Genomic DNA, 17,690 nt, shown 5'->3' with positions numbered 1-17,690 from the left:
GGTACGGACTCGCCGCCGTCGTCTACCTGTTCATCGGCCACACCATCGCCGGCCGCCTCCGCCGCCACTGACCCCCGCAGCACGCTCACGTGATCCGGGGGTCAGTCGAGGGTGCAGCAGTCCGGGGTCAGGCCCCTGGGCAGGTGCTCGCCGCCGAAGACCGCGCAGGTCGGTTCGTGGCCGCCGAGGGCGGCGACGGCCAGCAGGAGTGAGCCGGCCGTCCAGGTCGTCAGCTCGCGCGGCCAGACGGCGTCGTCGTCGAAGACGTACCCGGTCCAGTACAGGCCGGTCTCCGGATCGCGCAGGTGCCGGATCGACTGGAGCACCTCCAGCGCACGGTCGGACTCACCCATCGCCCAGAGCGCCAGGGCGAGTTCGGCCGACTCGCCGCCGGTCACCCACGGGTTGGGCACCACGCAGCGCACGCCGAGTCCGGGCACGACGAAACGCTCCCAGCCCTCCTCGATACGCGCCTTGGCCTCCGCGCCGGTGAGCGCGCCGCCGAGCACCGGGTAGTACCAGTCCATGGAGTAGCGGTCCTTGTCCAGGAACCGCTCCGGGTGGTGCCGGATCGCGTGCCGCAGCGCACCCGCCGCCAACTCCCAGTCGGGCTGCGGCTCCTCGCGCTGTTCGGCGATGGCGAGGGCGCAGCGCAGCGCGTGGTGGACGGAGGAGGAGCCGGTGAGCAGCGCGTCCGCCGTGGGCGTGCCGTCGTCGTCGCGCCGCCAGCCGATCTGCCCGCCGGGCTGCTGCAGCCGCAGGACGAACTCCACGGCCGCGCACACGGTGGGCCACATGCGGTCCAGGAAGGTGTCGTCGCCGGTGGAGAGGTAGTGGTGCCACACCCCGACCGCGATGTAGGCGACGAAGTTGGTCTCCCGGCCCCGGTCGGTGATGTCGAGCGGGTCGCCGTCGGCGTACGCCGCGTACCAGGAGCCGTCCTCCAACTGGTGCCGGGCCAGCCACAGATAGGCCCGCTCGGCGGCCTCGTACTCACCGGCCGTGTCCAGCGCCATCGCGGCCTCGACGTGGTCCCAGGGGTCGAGGTGGTGCCCCCGGAACCACGGGATCGCACCGTCCTCCCGCTGCACGGCGAGCATCCCGGCGACGGTCGCGGCGGCCTCGTCGGCCGTCAGGACACCGTCCAGGACGAGGTGTTCGGCCCGGAAGGCGGGAGGAGTCCCGGGAACTCCGGAAGTCCGAGGGGTCCGGGGAGTCCTGGGAGTGCTGGAGGCCGTCACGTGGCGTCCGCCTCGATCGCGGCGCGCGGCAGATGCGGCTTGGTCGCGTACGCCACGAAGCTCTTGCCGATCACCGGGTTGAGCGCGCGCTCGGCGACCCGGGTGGCCAGCGGCTTCTTCATGATGTCCCAGACCAGCAGCTTGTGGTACGCCCGCACCGGCAGCGCCTTGTCGTTGTCCACGCCGAACGCGCACTTCAGCCACCAGTACGGCGAGTGCAGCGCGTGCGCGTGATGGGTGCCGTACGGGCGCAGGCCCGCCTCGCGGATCTTCGCCAGCAGTTCGTCCGCCTTGTAGATGCGGATGTGGCCGCCCTCGACCTCGTGGTAGGCGTCGGACAGGGTCCAGCAGACCTTCTCGGGCCCGTAGCGCGGCACGGTGACCGCGATCCGGCCGCCGGGCCTGAGCACGCGCACCATCTCGGCGAGCACGCCCTTGTCGTCGGGGATGTGCTCCATCACCTCGGAGATGATGACGACGTCGAAGGACTCGTCCGGGAACGGCAGGGCGAGGGCGTCACCCTCCATGGCGGTGGCGGTGGCCCCGGCGGGCGCCTCCCCGGCCTCCTTCATCGCCGCGAACCACTTGGCGACCTCGCGGATCTCCTCGGCGTTCTGGTCCAGCGCCACGACCTGCGCACCGCGCCGGTAGCACTCGAAGGCGTGCCGGCCGGCCCCGCAGCCGAGGTCCAGGACACGGTCGCCCGGGGCGAGCGGGAACCGGGAGAAGTCGACGGTCAGCACGTGGCCCTGCTTTCGCGGTCGGAGGTGTCGGCTGCGGTCACGGACACGGCGCCCGTGTCCGTGAGGGTCTCGGGGAGGACGTCCGGGTCGGCCGGGGCGGGGCGGCGCGCGGCCGGCCGCGTCGCGCGGGCGGCTCCGGTGGTGTCCCGGCCCGTGCCGGGCGTCACCGCCGCCGCCATCGCCTCGCGGTAGCGGGCCACCGTGCCCTCGGCCGCGCGTGCCCAGGTGAACTGCCGCAGCACCCGCTCGCGTCCGGCCGCCCCGAGCCGGGCGCGCAGCTCCGCGTCGCCGAGCAGCCGGGTCAGCGCGGCGGCCAGCGCCGCCGCGTCACCGGGCGGTACGGCCAGACAGGTCTCCCCGTCGCGGCCGGCGACCTCGGGAATCGCGCCGCCGGTCGTGGCGACCAGCGGGGTGCCCGTGGCCATGGCCTCGGCGGCGGGCAGGGAGAAGCCCTCGTACAGCGACGGCACGCACGCGACCTGCGCCGACCGCACCAGGTCGACGAGTTCGGCGTCCGAGATGCCCTTGACGAACTCGACGGCGCCCTCGAGGCCGTAGCGCTCCATGGCGCGGGCGACCGGCCCCTCCGTGGGCCGCTTGCCGACGACGACGAGGTGGGCGTCGGGCTGCTCGGCACGCACCTTCGCCAGCGCCTCGACGAGGAAGACCAGCCCCTTCAGCGGCACGTCCGCGCTGGAGGTGGTCACGATCCGGCCCGGCACGACCGCCACCGACGGGTCGGGCGAGAACAGGTCGGTGTCGGCGCCGATGTGGACGACGTGGATACGGTCCCGCCGTACGCCGAGGTCCTCGATGATCTCCTGGCGGGAGGTGCCGGAGACGGTGAGCACGGACGGCAGCCGGCGCGCCACCCGCTTCTGCATGCGGGTGAACGCGTACCAGCGGCGCACCGAGAAGCGCCGCTGCCAGTTCGCGGCGGCGTCCAGTTCGAGCCGCCGGTCGACGGTGATGGGGTGGTGGATGGTCGTCACCAGGGGCGCGCCGACGTCGCCGAGCAGGCCGTAGCCGAGGGTCTGGTTGTCGTGGACGACGTCGAACTCGCCGCGCCGGGCGCGCAGATGGCGGCGGGCACGCAGGGAGAACGTCAGCGGCTCGGGGAAGCCGCCGGTCCACATCGTGCCGACCTCGAGCGCGTCGATCCAGTCGCGGTACTCGTCGCGCTTCGGGGTGCGGAAGGGGTCCGGCTGGCGGTAGAGGTCGAGGCTGGGCAGCTCGGTGAGGCCCAGTCCGTCGTAGCCCTCGTCGAGCACGGCGTAGGGCTGGGCGCCGATGACCTCGACGCGGTGTCCGAGGCGGGCCAGTTCGCGGGAGAGGTGGCGGACGTAGACGCCCTGGCCGCCGCAGAACGGGTTTCCCTTATAGGTGAGGAGTGCGATCCGGAGCGGTCGCAAGCCGTCGGATGCGGGGCCCGCCGAGGGCCCGGCCTGACTGGCCTCAGCGGTCACTCTGGGCCCCCTTCTCCCTGCACGGTCCCGCGACATTACGCCGGGACGCTGATCTAGAACAAGTTTCAGAGTTGATCGTCCGGAGGATCCGAATCTACCGGCAGGTAGGGACGGTGGGAGCGGCGGAGCGGGTGATTCACGCCACGACGGACGGCGTGCCATGCTGTCCGATCATCGACCCTCACCGACTGTCACGGACGGGACCCATGCCCGCGGAAGCCAGAAGGACCGAGGCGGCCGAGGCGGCCCAGGCGGCTGACGCGGTCGTCGCGGGGAAGGCCGCGTCAGCGGCGCGGCCGGACGCGGCCTCTCCCCTCACCGAGCGGCAGGAGGCGCGGCGGCGGCGCATCCTTCAGGCGTGCGCGCGGCTGGCCGGCCGGGGCGGCTTCGACGCGGTGCAGATGCGGGAGGTCGCGGAGTCCTCCCAGGTGGCCCTGGGCACGCTGTACCGCTACTTCCCGTCCAAGATCCATCTGCTGGTCGCCATGATGCGGGACCAGTTGGAGCACATGCACGCGACGCTGCGGAAGAAGCCCCCGGCCGGCGCGACCGCCGGCGAGCAGGTCGCGGAGACCCTGATGCGGGCCTTCCGGGCGCTCCAGCGCGAGCCGCAGCTCGCCGACGCGATGGTGCGCGCCCTGACCTTCGCGGACCGCGGCGCGAGTCCGGAGGTCGACCGGGTCACCCGGCAGACCACGCTGATCATCCTGGACGCCATGGGGCTCACCGACCCGACGCCGGACCAGCTCGCGGCGGTCCGGGTCATCGAGCACACCTGGTACTCGGCGCTGATCACCTGGCTGTCGGGGCGCGCCTCCATCGAACAGGTCGGCACGGACATCGAGACGGCGTGCCGGCTGATCGACCTGACCTCCCCCGGCCCCGCCGGCCCCCGCGGAGACGGCGGAGGCACCGCCGGGTGACCTCGCTCACCCCGCGGCCCCGCCCCGTTCCCACCGCTCACGGCCGCCCCTGACCTCACCTTTACGGGCGGGTAGAGTGGCGGCGTCGTCATCACACCCGTACGGGGGGAAGCCGGTGCAATTCCGGCGCTGACCCGCAACCGTGAACCGTCCGCGAGACGGTGAGCCGGACTGCCCCGCACGGATCGTGACCGGCTCACGTGCCCGGCAGCCCGCCGGCGCACGGGCACCGTCGAGGTATACGGAGCCGAGCCGCCGGGGTGTCCCGCGCTGCCCGGCCCTCTTCAGGGAGAGGCCCCGCCCATCATGATCGTCCGTCGCAGCGCAGCGGTTCTCGCCGCCGTCGCCGTGATCGGCGCCGCCGCACCGGCCGCCGCCGATTCGTCCCCGTCCCCGTCGCCGTCCCAGCCGGCGCTCCCCTCCGCCCTGTACGGCGACAGCGACCCCCAGTACGACGGCGTCTGGCGCCAGTCGCTCGCCCTGCTCGCGCAGCACACGGCGGGCGTCGAGCCGCCGAAGGCCGCCGTCGACTGGCTGACCGGCCAGCAGTGCTCCGACGGCTCCTTCGCGCCGTACCGTGCCGACATAGCGCAGGCGTGCGACGCCGGCACGACGGTCGACACCAACCAGACCTCCGCCGCTGTCCAGGCGCTCGCCGCGCTCGGCGGCCACGACGCGGTCACGGACAAGGCGGTCGGCTGGCTGAAGTCCGTGCAGAACGAGGACGGCGGCTGGGGCTACCTGGCGGGCGGCGCCAGCGACACCAACTCCACCTCCGTCGTCGTCGGCGCCCTCGCGGCCGCCGGGGAGAAGCCCGCCGAGGTGAAGAAGGACGGCAAGTCCCCCTACGACGCCCTGCTGGGGCTGGCGCTGCCCTGCGAGGGCGACGGCGCGGGCGCGTTCGCCTTCCAGCCGGACAAGAAGGGCGAGTTGACCGCCAACGGCGACGCGACGGCGGCGGGCGTGCTCGGCTCGCTCGGCGCGGGCATGGCCGCCGGGCCGGGCGGGGGCGGACAGGGGAAGACCGGGTGCGAGAAGGCCGGCAGCCCCGAGCAGGCCGCCGCCAACGGCGCCGCGTACCTCACGGCCGCTCTCGCCGAGGGCGGTCACCTCGTCTCCTCCCTGCCCGGCGCCGAGGACCAGCCCGACTACGGCAACACCGCCGACGCGGTCGTCGCGCTCGCCGCGCAGGGCGCCACGGCGCAGGCCGGCACCTCCCTGGCGTGGCTGGAGAAGAACGCCGCCGACTGGGCCGCCCAGAGCGGTCCCGCCGCCTACGCCCAGCTCATCTTCGCGGCCCACGCGACGGGCGCGGACCCGCGTGCCTTCGGCGGCACGGACCTGGTGGAGCGGCTCTCGGCGACGGGCCCCGCCGCCCCCGAGAAGACCGGCGGGAAGACCGGCGGGAAGACCGGCGAGGAGAAGAAGGCCGAGGAGAAGAAGGACGACTCCGGTCCGGGCTCCGCCCTCTGGTGGATCGTCGGTGTCTGCCTGGCCGCCGCTGTCGCCGTCGGCGGCTTCCTGCTCCGCGCCCGCGCGAGGAAGCAGCCGTGATCCGCCGGTTCACCGTCCTGTTCCTGGCCGCGCTCCTGCCCCTGCTGGCGGGGGCGGGCCAGGCCCAGGCCGCCGGCTACCGCTACTGGTCCTTCTGGGAACAGGACGGCACGGCATGGACGTACGCCACCCAGGGCCCGTCCCTCGCCCGCCCCGCGGACGGTGACGTCCAGGGCTTCCGCTTCTCCGTCAGCGAGGACTCCGGCGACGCGGCGAAGCCCCGGGGCACCGCCGACTTCACCGCCATCTGCGCCGGCACCCCGGCGCGGGACGGCGCCAAGCGCGTGGCGCTGGTCATCGACTTCGGCACCCCCGCCGACGCGCCGTCCGGCGAGACCCCGCCGGCGGGCCGCACGGCCTGCGCGCAGGTCCCGGAGGACGCCACCACGGCGGAGGCGCTGGCCTCGGTCGCCAAGCCCCTCCGCTACGACGCGGGCGCCCTGCTCTGCGCGATCGCGGGCTACCCGGAGAAGGGCTGCGGCGAACAGGTCGCGGCGGACCAGGCGCCCGCGCCCGCGGAGCAGGAGACGGACGAGGGCTCCGGCCCGTCGCTGGGCCTGATAGCCGGAATCGCCGTCGTGGCCGTCCTCGCGGCGGCAGCGGTCTGGCAGGTACGCCGCCGTGCCTGAGGACTCGCGACCGCGCCTCCCCCAACGGGGGCGCACCCCGCGGACGCCGGGCCGCGCGGCACTCCCCGCCGCGCCCCGGCGCCCCCGCGCGTCCCTCCACCCCGGCGCCTGGTGGCTCTGGGCGCTGGCGCTGGGCACCGCCGCGACCCGCACCACCAATCCCCTGCTGCTCGCCCTGCTCATCACCGTCTCCGCCTACGTCGTGGCGACCCGCCGCCCCCACACCCCCTGGTCCCGCTCCTACGGCGCCTTCGTCAAGCTCGCCGCCGCGGTCCTCCTCATCCGCCTCGCCTTCGCGGTGGTCCTCGGCTCCCCCATCCCCGGCACGCACGTGATCGTGCACCTCCCCGAAGTCCCCCTCCCCGACTGGGCGCAGGGCATCCGCCTGGGCGGCAAGGTCACCGCCGAGGCCCTCACCTTCGCCCTGTACGACGCCCTCCGCCTGGCCACCCTCCTCATCTGCGTGGGCGCCGCGAACGCCCTCGCCAACCCCTCGCGCCTCCTGAAGTCCCTGCCGGGTGCCCTGTACGAGATGGGGGTGGCCGTGGTCGTCGCCCTGACCTTCGCCCCCCACCTCATCGCCGACGTGCGGCGCCTGCGCGCCGCCCGCCGGCTGCGCGGCCGTCCCGACAGGGGCGTACGGGGACTCCTGCACGTGGGACTGCCGGTCCTGGAGGGCGCGTTGGAGCGTTCGGTCGCCCTGGCCGCCGCGATGGACGCGCGCGGATACGGCCGTACCGCCGACGTCCCGCCCGCCGTCCGGCGCACCACCGCCGCCCTCACCCTCGGCGGCCTGCTCGGTGTCTGCGCGGGAACGTACGGGCTGCTCACCGCCGAAGGCGGCACGTACGGCGTCCCCGTCCTCCTCGCCGGTCTGGCCGCCGCCCTCGCGGGGCTCCGGCTCGGCGGCCGGCGCACCGTGCGCACCCGCTACCGCCCGGACGCCTGGGACGCCCGGGCCTGGCTGGTCACCGCGTCCGGGGTCGCCGTGGCGGCGCTCCTCGTCCTCGCCGCCTCCCGCGACCCGGCGGCCCTGAACCCGGGTGTGGTGCCGCTCGTCGCGCCCACCCTCCCCCTGTGGCCGGCGGCGGCCGTGCTGATCGGCCTGCTGCCCGCCTTCCTCACCCCCGCCCCCGAGGCGGCCACGGACACCCGCAAGGAGCCGACGACGTGATCCGCTTCGAGAACGTGTCGGTGACGTACGACGGAACGGCGCAACCGGCCGTGCACGGCGTCGACTTCGAGGTGCCCGAGGGCGAACTGGTGCTGCTCGTCGGCCCGTCCGGCGTCGGCAAGTCGACGGTACTGGGCGCGGTGAGCGGTCTGGTCCCGCACTTCACCGGGGGCACCCTGCACGGCAGGGTCACGGTCGCGGGCCGCGACACCCGCACCCACAAACCGCGTGAACTCGCCGACGTGGTGGGCACGGTGGGCCAGGACCCGCTCTCCCACTTCGTGACGGACACGGTGGAGGACGAACTCGCCTACGGCATGGAGTCGCTGGGCCTGGCCCCCGGCGTGATGCGCCGCAGGGTCGAGGAGACCCTGGACCTCCTGGGCCTCGCCGACCTGCGCGACCGGCCCATCGCCACCCTCTCCGGCGGCCAGCAGCAGCGCGTGGCCATCGGCTCGGTCCTCACCCCGCACCCCCGGGTGCTGGTCCTCGACGAGCCGACGTCCGCGCTCGATCCCGCGGCGGCCGAGGAGGTCCTGGCGGTCCTCCAGCGTCTCGTCCACGACCTGGGCACCACGGTCCTCATGGCCGAGCACCGCCTGGAACGCGTCATCCAGTACGCCGACCAGGTGGCCCTGCTGCCGGGCCCCGGCGAGCGCCCGTGGCTCGGCACCCCGTCGGAGGTGATGGCGCTCTCCCCCGTCCACCCCCCGGTGGTCGGCCTGGGCCGCCTGGCCGGCTGGTCCCCGCTCCCGCTGACGGTCCGCGACGCCCGCCGCCAGGCGGCCCCGCTGCGCGCCCGCCTGGCCGACCGGCAGCCCCCGCGCACCGACACCGCGCCCCCGCCCCGCGCGCCCGGGAAACGCCTGTTCAAGCGGGCGAAGCCGGACGACCGCAGCGGCCCGGCCCCCGTGGCCGAGGTCCGCTCCCTCGCCGTGCGCCGCGACCGCGTCCAGGCCCTGCGCGGCGTCGACCTGACGGTCGGCCCCGGTGAGACGATCGCCCTCATGGGCCGCAACGGCGCGGGGAAGTCGACGCTGCTGGGCGCGCTGGTGGGCCTGGTCGCCCCGTCGTCGGGCTCGGTCCGCGCCGGTGACGCGATCCCGCACCGCACCCGCCCCCGCGACCTGGTCCGCCGGGTCGGACTGGTCCCGCAGGAACCCCGCGACCTGCTCTACGCGGACACGGTCGCGGCGGAGTGCGCCGCCGCCGACCGGGACGCGGAGGCGCCCCCGGGCACCTGCCGTGCTCTTCTCACCGAGCTCCTCCCCTCGGTGGCCGACAACATCCACCCCCGTGACCTCTCCGAGGGCCAGCGGCTCACCCTCGCCCTGGCGGTCGTCCTCACCGCCCGCCCTCCCCTGCTCCTCCTCGACGAGCCGACCCGGGGCCTGGACTACGCGGCGAAGGCGCGCCTGGTGGCGATCCTGCGCGAGCTGGCCGCCGAGGGGCACGCCATCGTCATGGCGACGCACGACGTGGAACTGGCGGCGGAGCTCGCCCACCGGGTGGTCCTGCTCGCCGAGGGCGAGGTGATCGCGGACGGCCCGTCGGCGGAGGTGGTCGTGGCGTCCCCGTCGTTCGCCCCGCAGGTGGCGAAGATCCTCGCCCCGCAGCGCTGGCTCACGGTCGCCCAGGTCCGGGAGGCACTGCGATGACGCTCACGCACCGGCCGGACCGCCAGGCCCGGGCCATCCGCCTGGGCCCGCGCTCCTGGCTGGCGCTCGCCCTGGTCAGCGCGGTGGGCGTGGCCGGCTTCGGCTGGCCGTTCCTCGCCCCGCCCACCTCGACGCTGAACGCGCACGCCCAGGACGCGCCGTGGCTCTTCGCGGGCCTGCTGGTCCTGCTGGTCGCGGTCGTGGCGGCGACGATCTCGGAGTCGGGCCTGGGCCCGAAGGCCGTGGCGATGCTCGGCGTCCTGGCGGCGACGGGCGCGGCCCTGCGCCCCATCGGCGCGGGGACGGCCGGCCTGGAACCCATGTTCTTCCTGATGGTCCTCAGCGGCAGAGTCCTCGGCCCCGGTTTCGGCTTCGTCCTCGGCTCGGTGACGATGTTCGCCTCCGCCCTGCTCACGGGGGGTGTGGGGCCCTGGCTTCCGTTCCAGATGCTGGCGATGGGCTGGTTCACGATGGGCGCGGGCTTCCTGCCGGGCCCCGACCGGCTGCGCGGCCGGGCGGAGGTCTGGATGCTCGCCGCGTACGGCTTCGTGGCCGCCTTCGCCTACGGCACGGTGATGAACATGGCGGGCTGGCCCTTCATGTCGGCCCTGGCCTCGAACATCTCCTTCGACCCCGACGCCCCGCTCCCCGCCAACCTGGCCCGCTTCCTGGCGTACTGCCTGGCCACCTCGCTCGGCTGGGACCTGGGCCGGGCCCTGGTCACGATCGCCCTGACCCTGGCCGTGGGCACCCCCCTCCTCAAGGCCCTCCGCCGGGCCACCCGCCGGGCGGCTTTCGAGGCCCCGGTCACCTTCGAGGACACCCCTCGGTAGCCCCGTACGCACACCCCGTGCCCGAGGCGGTGAACCACCCCACATGACCCGCATCACATACGACCCGGAACCGTAGAAACCGGCCGAAGGGGCACAAGGCGCACCCACCACTCGAACCGACCCCTCCGACCTTCGGTAGTAAACGGGACCTTTGCGGGCAATCCCGGGATTTGCTTCTGTGGAGCGGTCGCCAGGCGCCGACACCCCCCACGGGGTCGCGGCGCCGACGCATGCCCCCGCCGCACACCGGCATCCGGCACCGCACGAGGCGACCGCCCCGCTCCCGACCGAAAGGCCGCCTGTGTCCGCCGCTTCCTTCCTCCGCACCGTCGCCGCCCCGAAGAAGACCCTGGCCGGCGCCGCCCTGGTCGCCGCCACCTGCGGCACCCTGATCGCCGCCGCGCCCGCCCAGGCCGCGACCACGGGCACGGCCACCTCGGCCCAGGCGACCGCGAAGAAGATGATCGGCAACTCGGCCGAGTTCCAGTGCTTCTCGAAGATCGTCCAGCACGAGAGCGGCTGGAACCCCACCGCCACGAACGCCTCCAGCGGCGCGTACGGTCTGGTCCAGGCCCTGCCCGCCACGAAGATGGCCTCGGCCGGCTCCGACTGGAAGACCAACCCCGCCACCCAGATCAAGTGGGGCCTGGACTACATGAAGGACCGCTACGGCAGCGCCTGCGACGCCTGGTCCTTCTGGCAGGCCAACAACTGGTACTGATCCACCCCCACATCCCCCCATACCGAAGGCGGCGACCCCACGATCCCCGGGGCCGCCGCCTTCGTCTTCCCGCCTCAGTGCTCGCAGAGGGAGAACTCCCGCTCGTAGATCTGCTCGTTGTGTTCGTCGACGAAGAACTTGCGTTCCCGCATGAGTTCCTCGCGGTACTCCTGGGCCTGTTCCAGTGTCATGGTCGAGGTGTCGGACCAGGGTTGCTGCGGTGGCACATCGGAGGTCGAGACGATCTTCTCCGAGGGGTCGACGAGGAAGAACGCGAGAATCTTGCGGTGTCCCGGGCGGGTGGGGTCCGCGAGGCGGAACGAGCCGACGCGGTGCTGCAGGATGTTCGGGAACGCCAGGCAGCGGCCCGCCGGGGTCGACGCCGATCCCAGCACCTGGTTCAGCGCGTCCTCGTTCTTCAGGCCGTAGACCTCACGCATGCCGGTGTCGTCGTTCTGCTGGTACCGCGGGTCGGCGAGTGCCGCCCGGAAACTCAGCCGGCTCTCGGTGATGTTCTCACTGTCCCAGTAGTAGATGCCGGTCGAGACGATCCGCTCGTTCAGCATCCCCTCGACATGCCAGGAACCCCCTGGGTACTCGGGCCGGTCCGGGGTGAGGTGGATGGTGGCGAGCTTGACGATGACCTGGAGGCGGCGGCCGCGCAGGTCGACCCGGTCGGAGGCGCCGGGCGACTCGGGCGGGGTGAAGTCCGGGGCGTCCGGGACGACCGGGCGGCGGTTCGCCCACCAGTTCTCATGGGCCTCCTCCCATGCTTCGAGGGCCTCTTCGTAGGCCTCGTCGTCGCTGAAGGAGGACTCGTCCGGGTCCTCCGGCTCCGAGTCGTCCCCGTCGTACCAACCGTAGGGATCGGCCTCGATCCGCGGGGGCCGCGGATGGCGCAGATCGGTGAGCACGTTCTCCAGCAGCGGGCGGAAGCGGGCGAACAGGTCCGGCAGGACGGAGGCCAGTTCGTGATGCGTCTCGGGGTGGACGTTGTTGACGTACGAACGGAAGGCGACACCGCCGTCGTCACTGACGTCGACGTCCGTGGGCAGCCACTGGAACCTCTCCGAGAACTCGTACTTCGAGTACTCGTTCGTCGGGTTGCGCCAAGCCCGCTCGGGCGCCCCGCTCACCTCCCTCACCAGGCAGAACAGCGAGGGGTGCACCAGGTCCAGCACCTGGCCTCCGGATCCGGGATGCCAGTCCCGCTCCGCTTCGGGGACCTGCTCCAGAACCCGGACCGCGGCGCGCAGCCGGGACCCGAGCTCGTCGTCGATCAGCGTGTCCGACTGCCACACCCCGTCGACGGCGGACACCTCGACGCCGGTTCTCCCGTCCCGCAGCGCGGCGTAGTGCCGGAGTTCGGCGAGCACATGGCGAACCTGCGCCTCGGTGAGGCCCTGGGCGACCGCTTCCCGGGTCCACCTGGCGACGATGCCGGCATCGTCCATCTTGTCGAACCACCCCGGCTTCGCCCGGATGTGCGAGCTGCACCGCATCATCTCGAGTTCCCGCAGCGTTCGGGGTGTCGCGGACGCTATGGAACGGGACGTGTGAAAGGGCAGCGGGAAAGCGGACAGGCCGGTCAATTCTCTTGTTCCTCACGGTCGGTGTGCGGTGGCGGGAAGGGTACTTCAGCCGACCGACACCGCAGCCGTGGCCGGGTGACGAACTCCCCCGTGGGTCCGCACCCGTCGAGTACCGGGTCAGCCCGGAGTGCGGTCCTTCGCCGGTGTCGGCGGCTCGCTGCCGAGTTCGGCGGCGGCCGTCGTCGTACGGGCGCGCGGGCCCTGGAGCAGGTACGTCAGGCCGAAGCCGGCGCCGACGACGACCGCGCCGCCGGCCGCGTCCAGGATCCAGTGGTTGCCGGTGGCGACGATCGCGGCGGCCGTGAAGAGGGGGTGGAGGAGGCCCAGGGCCTTCATCCACATCCTCGGCGCGATGATCGCGACGACCAGTCCGCACCACAGGGACCAGCCGAAGTGCAGGGACGGCATGGCCGCGTACTGGTTGGTGAGATGGGTGAGGGTGCCGTAGTCGGGCTGGGAGAAGTCCTGGACGCCGTGGACCGTGTCGATATAGCCGAGGTCCGGCATGAGGCGGGGCGGGGCCAGCGGATAGAGCCAGAAGCCGACGAGGGCGAGGATCGTGGTGAAGCCGAGGGCCGAGCGGGCCCAGCGGTAGTCGACGGGGCGGTGCCACAGGAGCAGGCCGAGCACGGCCAGCGGGACGAGGAAGTGGAACGACGTGTAGTAGAAGTCGAAGAACTCGCGCAGCCAGCCGATCTTCACCACGGCGTGGTTGACGGCGTGCTCGATGTCGATGCGGAGCAGGCGTTCGAGGTCGAGGATCTGCTGTCCGTGTTCCTCTGCGCGGGCGCGGCCCGCCGAGTTGCTGCCGCCGTTCGCGGCGAGGCGGACCTGGGCGTACGCGGCGTAGGTGACGCGGATCAGCAGGAGTTCGAGCAGGAGGTTCGGGCGGATCAGCACCCGGCGCAGGAACGGCAGCAGGGGGACGCACGCGAAGCGGGCCGGGACGGGCGGGGCGTACTCGGTGGGGACCGGTGTGCGGAAGTACGCCGAGCCGCGGGAGAGGAAGGGAACCGCCGTCGCGGCGGCCAGGGCGGCGATGAGGACGACGTTGTCGCGCACGGGGTGCAGGAACGCCATGTCCGGCAGCATCATCCTGGCCGGCAGGGTCATCACCAGGACGACGGAGACGGGCCACACCATCCGGTCGCGGGCGCGCTTGCCGACCCGGCCGACGGCGGTGAGGAGCACCCAGAGCAGCTGGTGCTGCCAGGCGGTCGGGGCGACCGCTATGGCGGCGCAGCCGGTGAGGGCGACCGCGAGCAGCAGCTGGCCGTCGTGGGCGTAGTGGACGGCGCGGCGCAGGGCGAGGGTGACGACGGCGGCGCCGAGGAGGAGGAAGAGGGCGATCTCCGGGGGGCCCTGGAGGCCGAGGCGGAGCAGGGCGCCGTGCAGGGACTGGTTGGCGAGGTCGTCGGCGGGGCCGCCGAGGCCGGTGCCCGCGAGGTGGTGCACCCAGTAGGTGTGGGAGTCCCGGGGCATCGCGGCCCAGGCGAGCGCGGTGGTGGCGGCGAAGGTGACGCCGGTGGCGGTCGCGGCCCGGCGGCGGCCGGTGAACCACAGCAGCGGGGCGAAGAGGAGCAGGGTCGGCTGGAGGGCCGCCGCGACGCCGATGAGGGCGCCGCCGGCGGTCCGGCCGCGGGCCGCGAAGCAGCCCAGCAGGACGAGCAGCACCGGGATGATGCTGGTCTGGCCGAGCCAGAGGGTGTCGCGCACCGGCAGGGACAGCATGAGCAGGCTGATGGCGACGGGCGCGGCGAGGAGGGCGGTGCGGCGGCCGACCGGCTGGGGCAGCGCGCGGGCGGCGACCAGGCCGAGGGCGACGACCAGCAGCAGGGTGCCGAAGGTCCAGCCCCAGCCGAGGGCCTGTTCGGCGGTGCGGGTGAGGGGTTTGAGGACGAGCCCGCTGAAGGGGGTGCCGGTGTACTGGGTGGAGTCGTAGAGGGAGCCGCTGACGTGCAGCACGCCGTCGGGGCCCACCCAGGTCTCCAGGGCCGTCAGCCGTTCCCCGCTGGGAGTGGTGAGGACGGCGGCGACCTGGCGTACGGCGAGGACGGCGGCGAGCAGCCACAGTGCCAGGCGCGCGGCGCGCAGCCGTGACCGGGCGCCGTCGACGGTCGTCGCCCCGAGTGCCTCCGCCGGTCGCCCACCGTGCTCCGCGTTCGCCACGCCCCGTCGCCCTCCCGCCCCGTTTCTCCCCTCGCGTCCCGTGCGTGGGGGTTCGCTCTGCGCACCCTATGCGGCCCGCGGCGCCCCTGGGCAGAGACGCGGGAAACCCGCCGCTCACTCGACGGCCCTCTCGCTTTGTCCGGTTGACGAGGGTTCGCGCGGGGCGCCGTGACCCCCGGGCGACGCGAGAAGGGTCACAGCGCGCGGGCGGAAGAGGCGGTCCGGGGCGGGGCTGCGGCCCTGCACACAGGGCATTCGTGTGCAGTATGCAGCTATCCGCATACCGCCCGTAGAGGGGCAGACGGCGCCTATCGTCGCTTTCTTCGGCCCGCCCGACAGCGCCGCCGCGCGGACCCGTCCCTGTCCCCCTCGAAAGGTAGGCGAGCGAAGTTTTGTCGACTGCCCCGGTCGCCACTCACCCCGTCGCCCCTGGTTCCACCGGTTCTCCGTCCCCGGAGAAGGCCGGTTCCGCGCGGACGTCCGCCCCCACCGTCACCGACCCGGCGCTCGTCCGGCGTGCCGTGAAGGCGGCCGCGCTGGGCAACGCCATGGAATGGTTCGACTTCGGTGTCTACAGCTACATCGCGGTCACCCTGGGGAAGGTCTTCTTCCCGTCGGGCGATCCCACCGCCCAACTGCTGTCCACGTTCGGCGCCTTCGCCGCGGCCTTCCTGGTCCGCCCGCTCGGCGGTCTGGTCTTCGGTCCGCTCGGCGACCGGGTGGGACGCCAGAAGGTCCTCGCCCTCACGATGATCATGATGGCGGCGGGCACCTTCGCCATCGGCCTCATCCCGTCCTACGCCGCGATCGGCGTCGGCGCCCCGGTCCTGCTGCTGGCGGCCCGCCTGGTGCAGGGCTTCTCCACCGGCGGCGAGTACGCCGGCGCCGCCACCTTCATCGCCGAGTACGCGCCCGACAGGCGGCGCGGCTTCCTCGGCAGCTGGCTGGAGTTCGGCACGCTCGCCGGGTACCTCGGCGGTGCCGGCCTGGTCACGCTGATGACCGCGCTGCTGTCGTCGGAGGACCTGCTGTCGTGGGGCTGGCGGATCCCGTTCCTGATCGCGGGCCCGATGGGCATCATCGGCCTGTATCTGCGGATGCGCCTGGAGGAGACCCCGGCGTTCGCCGCCGAGGCCGCCGAGGCCGGGCACGAGCGGCCGAAGGTGCCGCTGCGGGAGATGGTCACCGGGCAGTGGCGCGCGCTGCTGCTCTGCGTGGGCCTGGTGCTGGTCTTCAACGTCACCGACTACATGCTGCTGTCGTACATGCCGAGCTACCTCACCGGCGAGCTGGGCTACGACGCGACGCACGGCCTGGTCGTGGTGCTCGGGGTGATGGTGCTGATGATGGCCGCCCAGCCGTTCGTGGGCCTGCTGACCGACCGGATCGGGCGCCGGCCGGTGATCGCGGCCGGCTGCGCCGGGTTCCTGGTGCTGTCCGTGCCGGCGCTGCTGCTGATCCGCGACGGCGGTCTGCTCGCGGTCGCCGCCGGGCTGGGCGCGCTCGGTCTGCTCCTCGTCTGCTTCACCGCGGCCATGCCGTCCGCGCTGCCCGCGCTGTTCCCCACCCGGGTGCGCTACGGCTCCCTGTCGATCGGCTTCAACGTCTCGGTGTCCCTGTTCGGAGGCACGACCCCGCTGGTGGTCACGGCCCTGATCGGCGCGACCGGCGATGTGATGATGCCCGCCTACTACATGATGGCGGCGGCCGTCATCGGCGGTTTCGCGGTGTGGCGGATGACCGAGTCGGCAGGCCGCCCGCTGCCCGGGTCGCCGCCCTCGCTGGAGCCCCGGACACACCCGGAAAAGGCCTGACGCGGGCGGACGGACGGCGTATCTTCGGGAGCGCACTTAGTTAGAGAGACTAAGCAGCCGTACGGAAGGTACAGGTGGATGAGCGAGCCGCAGCTCTGGCACAAGGTGGACGACTACTTCGCCGACCGTCTCCTGACCGACGCGCCCGACGACGCACTGGCGGCCGCCCTGCGCGACAGCGACGCCGCCGGTCTGCCGCGGATCTCCGTCTCGCCCCTGGCGGGCAAGCTGCTCCAGCTGCTCGCCCAGGTGCAGGGCGCCCGCAGCATCCTGGAGATCGGCACGCTCGGCGGCTACAGCACCATCTGGCTGGGCCGCGCCCTCCCGGCCGACGGGCGGCTGATCTCCCTGGAGTACGACCCCCGGCACGCGGAGGTCGCCGTCCGCAACATCGCCCGCGCGGGCCTCGACAAGCAGGTCGAGGTGCGGGTGGGCGCGGCGCTGGACTCGCTGCCCCGGCTGGCCGACGAGAACCCGCCCCCGTTCGACCTGGTCTTCATCGACGCGGACAAGGCGAACAATCCGCACTACATGGAGTGGGCGCTCAGGCTGACCAGCGCGGGCAGCCTGATCGTGCTGGACAACGTGGCCCGGGGCGGCCGGGTGGCCGACCCGGACAACACCGATCCGGACGTGGCGGGCACCCGCGCCGCCCTCGACATGATGGGCAACCACCCCCGGCTGACGGCCACGGCGATCCAGACGGTCGGCACCAAGGGCTACGACGGCTTCGCCCTGGCCCGCGTCCTGGCGTGAGCGGCGCCGCCGCCTAGATCTCGTGGTAGAAGCCGACGTTGACGCTGCGTGGGGCGGTGCGGTCCTGGATGACGACCTCGCCGCTGCCGCCCCTCGGCAGCGCGACGGTGCCGCCGTACGCGAGCGGCTGGGCGTACTCCCCGAGGGTGATCCGCACTTCGGAGGACGGCTCGGGCAGGGAGCCGCGCAGCCAGGTCAGCTGCCAGGTGCCGTCCTGCGCGCAGGCGAACTCCAGGTGGACGCGCGAGACGAACAGCCAGTCGTCCGGCGTGGAGAGCCGGCACAGCGATGTGTCGCGGCCGACCCGCAGCAGGGCGCCCGGCTCGCTGGGCGCGTCGGCCATGAGCATGCCGGCCGTGGCACCCGCTTCCGCCGCGGACACCGCGGCCATGGTGAGTTCGAGCACCTGTGCTCCTC

The 17,690-nt window shown here is 73.4% G+C and carries 15 protein-coding genes and 1 riboswitch; of the genes, 9 read left to right on the top strand and 6 right to left on the bottom strand.

Annotated elements, in window-relative coordinates; translation table 11 throughout:
• Nucleotides 1-101: 101 nt before the first annotated feature.
• Genes ACZ434_RS03500 through ACZ434_RS03490 form a run of 3 tightly spaced genes read right to left on the bottom strand, consistent with a single transcriptional unit; the run spans nt 102 to nt 3,450 of the window.
• Nucleotides 102-1,241: a glucosidase family protein gene (locus tag ACZ434_RS03500; protein WP_468451307.1), complete on the bottom strand. Its 1,140-nt coding sequence runs from the start codon at nt 1,239-1,241 to the stop codon at nt 102-104.
• On the bottom strand, nt 1,238-1,984 hold the full coding sequence (locus tag ACZ434_RS03495; protein ID WP_468451305.1) for a class I SAM-dependent methyltransferase: 747 nt from the start codon (nt 1,982-1,984) through the stop codon (nt 1,238-1,240). The genes ACZ434_RS03500 and ACZ434_RS03495 overlap by 4 nt, the downstream gene beginning before the upstream one ends.
• Nucleotides 1,978-3,450, bottom strand: coding sequence for a glycosyltransferase family 4 protein (locus ACZ434_RS03490; protein ID WP_468451303.1), 1,473 nt, complete (start codon nt 3,448-3,450; stop codon nt 1,978-1,980). Before ACZ434_RS03490 ends, ACZ434_RS03495 begins: the two co-directional genes overlap by 7 nt.
• A 206-nt stretch (nt 3,451-3,656) precedes the next feature.
• Here ACZ434_RS03490 and ACZ434_RS03485 point away from each other — a divergent pair, with 206 nt between their 5' ends.
• From ACZ434_RS03485 to ACZ434_RS03455, 7 genes are all read left to right on the top strand, one after another.
• Complete coding sequence (locus tag ACZ434_RS03485; RefSeq protein ID WP_468451301.1) at nt 3,657-4,373, top strand: TetR family transcriptional regulator; 717 nt, start codon at nt 3,657-3,659, stop codon at nt 4,371-4,373.
• Nucleotides 4,374-4,425: 52 nt separating this feature from the next.
• A riboswitch (cobalamin riboswitch) is annotated at nt 4,426-4,562 on the top strand.
• A 117-nt stretch (nt 4,563-4,679) separates the two neighbouring features.
• On the top strand, nt 4,680-5,927 hold the full coding sequence (locus ACZ434_RS03480) for a prenyltransferase/squalene oxidase repeat-containing protein (protein ID WP_468451299.1): 1,248 nt from the start codon (nt 4,680-4,682) through the stop codon (nt 5,925-5,927).
• A complete protein-coding gene (locus ACZ434_RS03475; RefSeq protein ID WP_468451297.1) occupies nt 5,924-6,556 on the top strand; it encodes an SCO2322 family protein in 633 nt (210 codons plus the stop codon). Before ACZ434_RS03480 ends, ACZ434_RS03475 begins: the two co-directional genes overlap by 4 nt.
• 124 nt (nt 6,557-6,680) lie before the next feature.
• Entirely contained in the window at nt 6,681-7,730 is a 1,050-nt protein-coding gene (locus tag ACZ434_RS03470) for a CbiQ family ECF transporter T component (protein WP_468451799.1), read from the top strand.
• Nucleotides 7,727-9,388: an ABC transporter ATP-binding protein gene (locus tag ACZ434_RS03465; protein ID WP_468451295.1), complete on the top strand. Its 1,662-nt coding sequence runs from the start codon at nt 7,727-7,729 to the stop codon at nt 9,386-9,388. Before ACZ434_RS03470 ends, ACZ434_RS03465 begins: the two co-directional genes overlap by 4 nt.
• Complete coding sequence (locus ACZ434_RS03460; protein ID WP_468451293.1) at nt 9,385-10,221, top strand: ECF transporter S component; 837 nt, start codon at nt 9,385-9,387, stop codon at nt 10,219-10,221. Before ACZ434_RS03465 ends, ACZ434_RS03460 begins: the two co-directional genes overlap by 4 nt.
• Nucleotides 10,222-10,522: 301 nt before the next feature.
• Nucleotides 10,523-10,942, top strand: a complete 420-nt coding sequence (locus ACZ434_RS03455; RefSeq protein WP_468451291.1) for an aggregation-promoting factor C-terminal-like domain-containing protein — start codon at nt 10,523-10,525, stop codon at nt 10,940-10,942.
• Nucleotides 10,943-11,016: 74 nt separating this feature from the next.
• Here the strand turns inward: ACZ434_RS03455 and ACZ434_RS03450 are convergent, their stop codons facing one another.
• Together ACZ434_RS03450 and ACZ434_RS03445 are read right to left on the bottom strand one after the other, a co-directional pair.
• Nucleotides 11,017-12,534 (bottom strand): DUF4246 domain-containing protein, encoded by a 1,518-nt coding sequence (locus tag ACZ434_RS03450; RefSeq protein WP_468451289.1) that lies wholly within the window; start codon nt 12,532-12,534, stop codon nt 11,017-11,019.
• A 117-nt stretch (nt 12,535-12,651) separates the two neighbouring features.
• Nucleotides 12,652-14,703, bottom strand: a complete 2,052-nt coding sequence (locus ACZ434_RS03445) for a bifunctional glycosyltransferase 87/phosphatase PAP2 family protein (RefSeq protein ID WP_468451287.1) — start codon at nt 14,701-14,703, stop codon at nt 12,652-12,654.
• Nucleotides 14,704-15,095: 392 nt separating this feature from the next.
• On the opposite strand from ACZ434_RS03445, the gene proP reads away from it, so the two are divergent.
• Both proP and ACZ434_RS03435 read left to right on the top strand, forming a co-directional pair.
• The gene (gene proP, locus ACZ434_RS03440; protein WP_468451285.1) at nt 15,096-16,517 is read left to right on the top strand and encodes a glycine betaine/L-proline transporter ProP; all 1,422 of its coding nucleotides are present in this window, start codon (nt 15,096-15,098) and stop codon (nt 16,515-16,517) included.
• A gap of 78 nt (nt 16,518-16,595) precedes the next feature.
• Complete coding sequence (locus ACZ434_RS03435; RefSeq protein WP_468451283.1) at nt 16,596-17,273, top strand: O-methyltransferase; 678 nt, start codon at nt 16,596-16,598, stop codon at nt 17,271-17,273.
• 13 nt (nt 17,274-17,286) lie between these two features.
• On the opposite strand, the gene ACZ434_RS03430 is transcribed toward ACZ434_RS03435, so the two are convergent.
• A complete protein-coding gene (locus ACZ434_RS03430; RefSeq protein WP_468451281.1) occupies nt 17,287-17,679 on the bottom strand; it encodes a hypothetical protein in 393 nt (130 codons plus the stop codon).
• Nucleotides 17,680-17,690: the final 11 nt, after the last annotated feature.

Source organism: Streptomyces sp. NPDC030893 (assembly GCF_055571535.1).
This window is presented reverse-complemented; position numbering and strand designations above follow the sequence as displayed.

What these genes read in the sequence shown, in the direction of transcription:
- ACZ434_RS03485 (WP_468451301.1), top strand. Translation starts at nt 3,657, where the DNA reads ATGCCCGCGGAAGCCAGAAGGACCGAGGCGGCCGAGGCGGCCCAGGCG.
- ACZ434_RS03480 (WP_468451299.1), top strand. Translation starts at nt 4,680, where the DNA reads ATGATCGTCCGTCGCAGCGCAGCGGTTCTCGCCGCCGTCGCCGTGATC.
- ACZ434_RS03460 (WP_468451293.1), top strand. Translation starts at nt 9,385, where the DNA reads ATGACGCTCACGCACCGGCCGGACCGCCAGGCCCGGGCCATCCGCCTG.
- ACZ434_RS03435 (WP_468451283.1), top strand. Translation starts at nt 16,596, where the DNA reads ATGAGCGAGCCGCAGCTCTGGCACAAGGTGGACGACTACTTCGCCGAC.